Genomic DNA, 6301 nt, shown 5'->3' on the forward strand with positions numbered 1-6301 from the left:
TCAAATTAAGGTAGGGTAAGACAATGCCTAACAATCCATTAAAAGACCGTGACTTTTGGCCTATTCTCGCATCTGCGGTCTCAAGCTTTTGGGCTGCAAAAGTAGAAGACCAGGGAAGCACTATTTTAGACAGAAAAGTCGAAGAAATTGATGTGGCTTTTATGAAAGGCTTGCAACTAAAAGACATGGAATTTGTTTTACCCGCCGAAGATGAGGAGAATGAGCAAGTAAGAGCAAAATTTCTCATCAAGCGCAAAGGTGCTGAAGAAGGCCTTGCTTTTTCGAATCGTCCGCCTGGACGAGGAGAAATGAGGGGCGCACTTCTACGTCAGCGATTAGAATTGCTTAAAGCAGAAAACGAAAATCTCACACTCTATGAGGCACTCACTAATCTTTGCCATGAAAATATCAAAGACTCTGATTTGATAACTTACTTTACTAAAGGTGAGGCTTTTTATGATCATGATGCTGAAGCTTGGCTTGATCCAGTATATGTAAATGTAACCAAAGAGCTGGCTCACTTACTTCTCCAATATAAAAAAGCCCATCCAGAGACTACCGAAGAAGAGCTAATTGCTTATGGTAAATCAAAGGAGGTTATGGAAGCAGCCGTCAGGGCAGCAGGACAACCCCAACGGGATGGCCTTACATTATTAGAGGACACTTTACGTAATCCCAGTGAAAATAGTAAAGCATTAGGCCGTGTTTTATTAGCGATAAAAACAGGCGAGTTAACAGTTAATGGCCAAGTACCAGACGACGCTTACCCAATTGGTGAATACCTCTCTCATGGCGGTAGAGTTAATTTTGATGTCAGCGGGTTATCGCCAGAAGAACAGCAACAATTTTTTGCTTTTATAACCAATAATCGGGCGACTCCCCGAGCTTTTGCTACCCACCGCGCCGGGGGTACTGATGCTAATGGCAGCCCAGCTGAGGCTAAATCCGGTCTATTAGGAGCTATTTCAGATGCATTTCGTGCTCTTGTAGGCGCCTCTAAACATTCTGGAATTAATTTAGCAATTGGTGGAAAAGTCCCTAATTGGGAAGGAGCAACGGATAGCTTCGGCAATACTCCTAATGAATCTGGAGAATGGGGACACATGTATTTACACCAAGATACCAATATAGTGATGGTTGGTGTTGAGGCAAGCCTCCAGGCAAACACAATGTGAGAACAGGCGAATCACACAGTAAGACGGGAGCAGCTGGTGAGCTATCTCCTTTCTTACAGAAAAAAATTGATTCAAAAGCTTTGCGTGAAGAGCAAATAGAAGCAGGTAAGACACCGTTAAGCACAAAGGAAAAATATAACTGGGCAACGGTTAAAATCTCCCCTTTGCAACTTCAGCAGATGATTGCTGCTGAGCAGGGCACGGATTATGTCGCTTTAGTTAGAGCTAAACCAAGTAATGCTAAACCTTTCATTGGTGAAGCAGCTCAAGAAGCCCGTATGGCAAGAATGGAAACCTGGGCTAAGGCAACCAAAGAAGGGAACAAAACCTCAATGGCTGCAAAAATTTTCGGTTTCCTCTTATTTGCCGCCGGTATTGTACTGGCTTTCACACCAATCCCGGGCGTATCTCAGGCGGTCGGTACCTGGTTAGCGGCAATGGGTGTTGGTGTAGCGACTGGAACAGCAACTTTAGGGGCAGGCCTTGCCGCTGCAGCGGTTGGTTTAGGTATTTTTGCTCTCGGTACCCGGCAAGATCCCGAAAAACCTCATACTCTTTATGAAAAGAATTTGAGCAAGCTCCCTGCAGTTGAAGTAGTTCAAGAACACGTTGTAGTTCAAGAGCACGATGTAGTTCAAGAGCACGATGTAGTTCAAGAGCACGATGTAGTTCAAGAGCACGATGTAGTTCAAGAACATGTTGTAGTCGATGAACGCCGGCTAAGCGACAGTGGCTCTGATCATGATCTAAGAGGTTTTGAAGAGGTAGACGCGGAGTTGCGCCAGGTTGTAAAACCTGGAGATGAAGTCGTGAACGCGGAAAAAATTGTCGGTGGTATAAATGAACCTAAGCCAGTCCATTCCCCTGTAGTAGTGGTCAACCCAAGTACCAAAAAAGAGGTTGTTGATCCAACAAACACTGACCAAACCACATTCACAGTCTAATGGAGATGCCAATTAATGCGCGCCGCAATGCGCGCATTAATCAATATTAATCACGTATACATGTTCGCTGGAAAGACATTGAATCTCACCGTGAAAATTACAAGGGATTTTTTCTCTTTACCAGACAAGAAAAAGCACTTTATCAACAACAATTTCTCCCGAGCTCGCTACAAGAATTAAACACTTAAACAATCCATCAATAATTGTTACCCTGTGTTTAAAAAACTCCCCCAGGGGTTATTGCAAAACATTTCTTTCGATATCAGATTACAAGCTGAATTAGGTTACCTGTAGTGACTTCAAGTTTAAGAACCAGAAATAGACAATCAAGAAAGAAATGTATATAATCTGTCCATTGTCGTTGTAAGCTGTGTCTTCTTACTTCATATCTCATAATCTTTTCATAAGGTTTATTTGTTACAATAAATTCATTATGCAAAATGAAAGCAGGAAACCATCATGCCACAAGTAAGAAAAATTACTGGAAATCATCGCGAGGTAGTGACCGCTGCATTTTCCAGCAAATATTTGCCACCAACACGCATGGCCTCGGGTAAAACACGTTATCCGGTAGAAGAAACTCTCAAACAATCGAGCTACCTAGAGAATGTAGGCAATATCTTTAAAGATTTATCAAGAACCCCTTTTCTTCCTACTAATGGTAAAACAGGCGATAATTTTGTACGAGACTGGGTCAATACTCCTAGCTATGATTTTGCGCAAGGCAACATAACTGCCGGGCTTTATCATTTTCTTTTTGGTGTTTTTATGGCAGACCCAGACCTTGTTAAAGAAGGTACGGGGAGAAAAGAAGAAGAGCAATTCACAAAATACTATGCTAATACGAAGAAAGTCGATTTGGCCTACTACAATGATGAGGGGATACTCTGTGGTGTTTCTCTTTCTTATTGCATAGAAGATCCCTCTCTCTGGGTTGCTTGTACAATACGAAACACCGTTGGTAACCCTGAGGATAGAGACGTTTTGTTTCTCTCCACCGCAGAACTTATTAAACACGACTCTGCAGATAAGCAAAAAGAATTAGTAGAAAGTGGCACTGTCGCCCAGGAATTTTTGGCATTTTTGAAATCCGAAAGCGTTGCCGCTTTGTTTGCTGATACTATTCTTGAAGACGGCCGGGTAAATGTTGAAAGGCTAGAAGAGCTAAATACACATCTTAATGAAATGCACCTTATAAATATAGGTCGCAATAAGGTATTCCAGACCAGGGAAAAGCATTTCGAGCAGCAGAAGAAATTACACGAACAAGCTCTTCTAGCTATCAAAAACCCTGCTTTAGAATTGGCAGCCCAACAATCTTTTGTGCGAAGAAATGCAGGCAGTCTCTTTTTAGGTTTCCTGGTTTTGGTGACGCTGGTAAATTTGGCATTCATGGCTACAGGTGTTTTGGCTCCTTTCGGATTACTCCTGGAAGGCGTAAAAAACTACCTTGCATTCGCTGGTGCGGCTGTTGTCGGTGTTGCCAGTACTGCCAAGATAGCTAATAATGAACACCAATTATCCGCTTATCAAGTCAATACCTCAAAGCGTACTAAAGAAATTGAGGACGACTTCCAGGCAAACTTTGAGCAAAGAAATAGAGAAGCTTTCCTGGCAATGGATGCAAAAGAAGCCCAAGACGCTTTACAAGTCCGACAAATAAGTCATACCAGTAATGAAGAAATAGTTAGCCAAGAACATGACGATTCTCAAGACTTTGGCATGGTTGGAGAACTTGTAGAAGAGGTAGTGCATGGAGATAGTTCTCTATTGCCAAAAGCTACTCTCCTGGTTGACAACGTAAGCATACAACCAACTGTTGATACTTATTCACGGAAGGATGTGGGTGTTGTTGTTCAAGGAAAAGAAGATGGAATTGTAATTCCATCCAATGAAGGTACACAAATTTACAGTCAATAATGGAAATAGGTAAATTTAACAATGTCTAATTTGTTTTTTAATCAGAATGGACTCCCTGTTTACGGGAAATTGCAACAGCAAAATGAAATCGATGCGCTTATGACACGCCTGCGTCAAGCACATCAAGCCTTGCAGCAACTGAAGCAAGACATTGATAAACGCTGCGAAAAACTTCAAGGCGTTTTCAATTTCCTGGACGGCAAACAAGCCCTCTACCAGCAATTAACCGAACAATATCAGCAAACGCCCACTGCCAGTCTGGCTTTAAGAATTAATAAATTAGGGCAAGCGATTGGTGATTTACTTAGCAAGCTTGAGGCATCCCAACCAGAAAAAGTTATTGCAGATTTAAGTTCCCGTTATGAGGAATTGAAAGCCCAGCTGGCCCTAAAGGAAGCTTTAATCTTAAATAGTAACCCTGGAATGACTCAAAAATATGAGTTTGTTGAAGAAGATGGGGATTCTTTTTCACCTGCAGCAAAGCTCTGAAGAATTATATAAATGAATTAGGCCAATCATCCCAGTATGGCCTATAATATGATTCACAAACTGCCAAGGAATCCTCATAAGGTGAAGTACACCCTTCCACAAAAAAATTTATGAGGTTATTGACGCTTGTAGTAATATCAAGATACTGAATAAATCTTAATTTCCAAATTAGCATTATCATGCAATAGCTCGTGCTAAACTTAGAAAGACAACCATCCTATTTTATACAGGATTGAAGATTGTAACCGCATAGGATGTTTTGGGAGGGTCAAAATGCCTAAGTCTTTTTTTAACCAGCAAAATCAAAAAAGCCATGCTTATGAAAAATTATTGCAGCAAAATGAAGTTAATGAGCGCAAAAAACGCATTTCTAAGGCACACATCGCTTTAGAAGAACTGGAGCATGACATTGAGGCACGCACCAAAAAATTACATGAAATTTTTGCCTTTTTAGAAGCCAAAAAAGCGCTTTATAAGCAGCTGACAGAAAAATATCAACTGAAACCTTTACCAACCTTGGCCACAAGGCTTAATAATCTAAAGCAGGCAATCGATGATTTGGTTAGCAAAATTGAGCAGGCACAACCTAAAAAAGTGATCACTGAGCTAAGTGCCCGCTACAAAGAGTTGAAAACCGAGTTAGCCAGAAAAGAAACTTTAATAAATAAAACTGACACTGCAAAAACCCCTCAAGACAAGAAAAGCACTGAGGACTAAGAAACTCTCGTGCGTCAACGATTGGATAACCAGCAGTAATTGGCTCATTTTTAATCAATGTGCTATAACTGCATGTGAATACTTACGCAAGGAGCAAAGTATGAAATCCTATCTACCCCTCCCCTTTTTGATTCTGGGAGCTTGTTTTGCTTTCAATAGCCAGGCCGCTAGCAGCCTGGAGATTCAGGGGAAACAAGCCAAGCTTATCTATAATTCGCTGACAGGCCCCAAAGTTCATGAAGAAGGCGCCGCTGGTCATTTGTATCGACAAGGTACGAGCATTCTTTGCCGCTACACCAATGCTGATATCACAAAACATGGAAAAAATGTTCCCCGCGAGGCAGCCTGCCGTTATGCCTGCACCATTAAATTTGATCATAACGGACTGGCATCGCCAGGGAAAAACCCTTAGCCAAAATTAAGTGAAGCTGTAATCCGAGAAAAACCGGTTACAGCTTCGCAAAACAAGACGGGTGTCATTTCCGCGAAAGCGGAAATCTATTTCTCAAATTGCTTGTGGATTTGGTTGGAATTTCGTTTCCCGCCTACGTGGGGAAGACAGAAATTTAGATCAAATTAACTAATGTTAGTTAAAGCTAGTAGCCTTGATGGAGCGTAGCGTAATCAAGGTATTCACTCTCCAAAACAACCTGCTCAATTGGGTTTAACCATCCATACCCAAGTGAGTAGAGCATGTGTAATGATACGATTACTGAACCTATAAACCTTGATTACGCTCCGCTCCATCAAGGCTACCCATGATTGCTCCGGTAGCACGAAACGTAGCCTTGATGCAGCGTAGCGTAATCAAGGTATTCACTCTCAAAACAACCTGCTCAATTAGGTTTAACCATCCATACCCAAGTGAGTAGAGCATGTGTAATGATACGATTACTGAACCTATAAACCTTGATTACGCTACGCTCCATCAAGGCTACCCATGCTTGCTCCGGTAGCACGGAACGCAGCCTTGATGCAGCGTAGCGTAATCAAGGTATTCACTCTCAAAACAACCTGCTCAATTAGGTTTAACCATCCATACCCAAGTGAGTAGAG

At 41.8% G+C, this 6301-nt stretch carries 6 protein-coding genes; all 6 read left to right on the top strand.

Going from position 1 to position 6301, the window contains the following annotated elements; translation table 11 throughout:
- Positions 1-23 precede the first annotated feature (23 nt).
- The 6 genes from Lfee_RS11090 to Lfee_RS11115 all read left to right on the top strand — a co-directional run bounded on the left by Lfee_RS11090 (position 24) and on the right by Lfee_RS11115 (position 5657).
- A complete protein-coding gene (locus Lfee_RS11090) occupies positions 24-1175 on the top strand; it encodes a hypothetical protein (RefSeq protein ID WP_058446780.1) in 1152 nt (383 codons plus the stop codon).
- On the top strand, positions 1172-2119 hold the full coding sequence (locus Lfee_RS11095; RefSeq protein WP_058446782.1) for a hypothetical protein: 948 nt from the start codon (positions 1172-1174) through the stop codon (positions 2117-2119). The genes Lfee_RS11090 and Lfee_RS11095 overlap by 4 nt, the downstream gene beginning before the upstream one ends.
- 459 nt (positions 2120-2578) lie before the next feature.
- Positions 2579-4039 carry a hypothetical protein gene (locus Lfee_RS11100; RefSeq protein WP_058446784.1) on the top strand — a complete coding sequence of 487 codons (1461 nt, stop codon included), beginning with the start codon at positions 2579-2581 and terminating at the stop codon, positions 4037-4039.
- Positions 4040-4060: 21 nt separating this feature from the next.
- A complete protein-coding gene (locus Lfee_RS11105; RefSeq protein ID WP_058446786.1) occupies positions 4061-4528 on the top strand; it encodes a hypothetical protein in 468 nt (155 codons plus the stop codon).
- A gap of 273 nt (positions 4529-4801) precedes the next feature.
- A complete protein-coding gene (locus tag Lfee_RS11110; protein WP_058446788.1) occupies positions 4802-5245 on the top strand; it encodes a hypothetical protein in 444 nt (147 codons plus the stop codon).
- Between the two features lie 100 nt (positions 5246-5345).
- The gene (locus tag Lfee_RS11115; protein WP_058446790.1) at positions 5346-5657 is read left to right on the top strand and encodes a hypothetical protein; all 312 of its coding nucleotides are present in this window, start codon (positions 5346-5348) and stop codon (positions 5655-5657) included.
- Positions 5658-6301 lie beyond the last annotated feature (644 nt).

Origin of the sequence: Legionella feeleii (assembly GCF_001467625.1) — a bacterium.
GTDB classification, from domain to species: Bacteria; Pseudomonadota; Gammaproteobacteria; order Legionellales; family Legionellaceae; genus Tatlockia; species Tatlockia feeleii.

What these genes read in the sequence shown, in the direction of transcription:
- Lfee_RS11110 (WP_058446788.1), top strand. Translation starts at nt 4,802, where the DNA reads ATGCCTAAGTCTTTTTTTAACCAGCAAAATCAAAAAAGCCATGCTTAT.
- Lfee_RS11100 (WP_058446784.1), top strand. Translation starts at nt 2,579, where the DNA reads ATGCCACAAGTAAGAAAAATTACTGGAAATCATCGCGAGGTAGTGACC.
- Lfee_RS11090 (WP_058446780.1), top strand. Translation starts at nt 24, where the DNA reads ATGCCTAACAATCCATTAAAAGACCGTGACTTTTGGCCTATTCTCGCA.
- Lfee_RS11115 (WP_058446790.1), top strand. Translation starts at nt 5,346, where the DNA reads ATGAAATCCTATCTACCCCTCCCCTTTTTGATTCTGGGAGCTTGTTTT.
- Lfee_RS11105 (WP_058446786.1), top strand. Translation starts at nt 4,061, where the DNA reads ATGTCTAATTTGTTTTTTAATCAGAATGGACTCCCTGTTTACGGGAAA.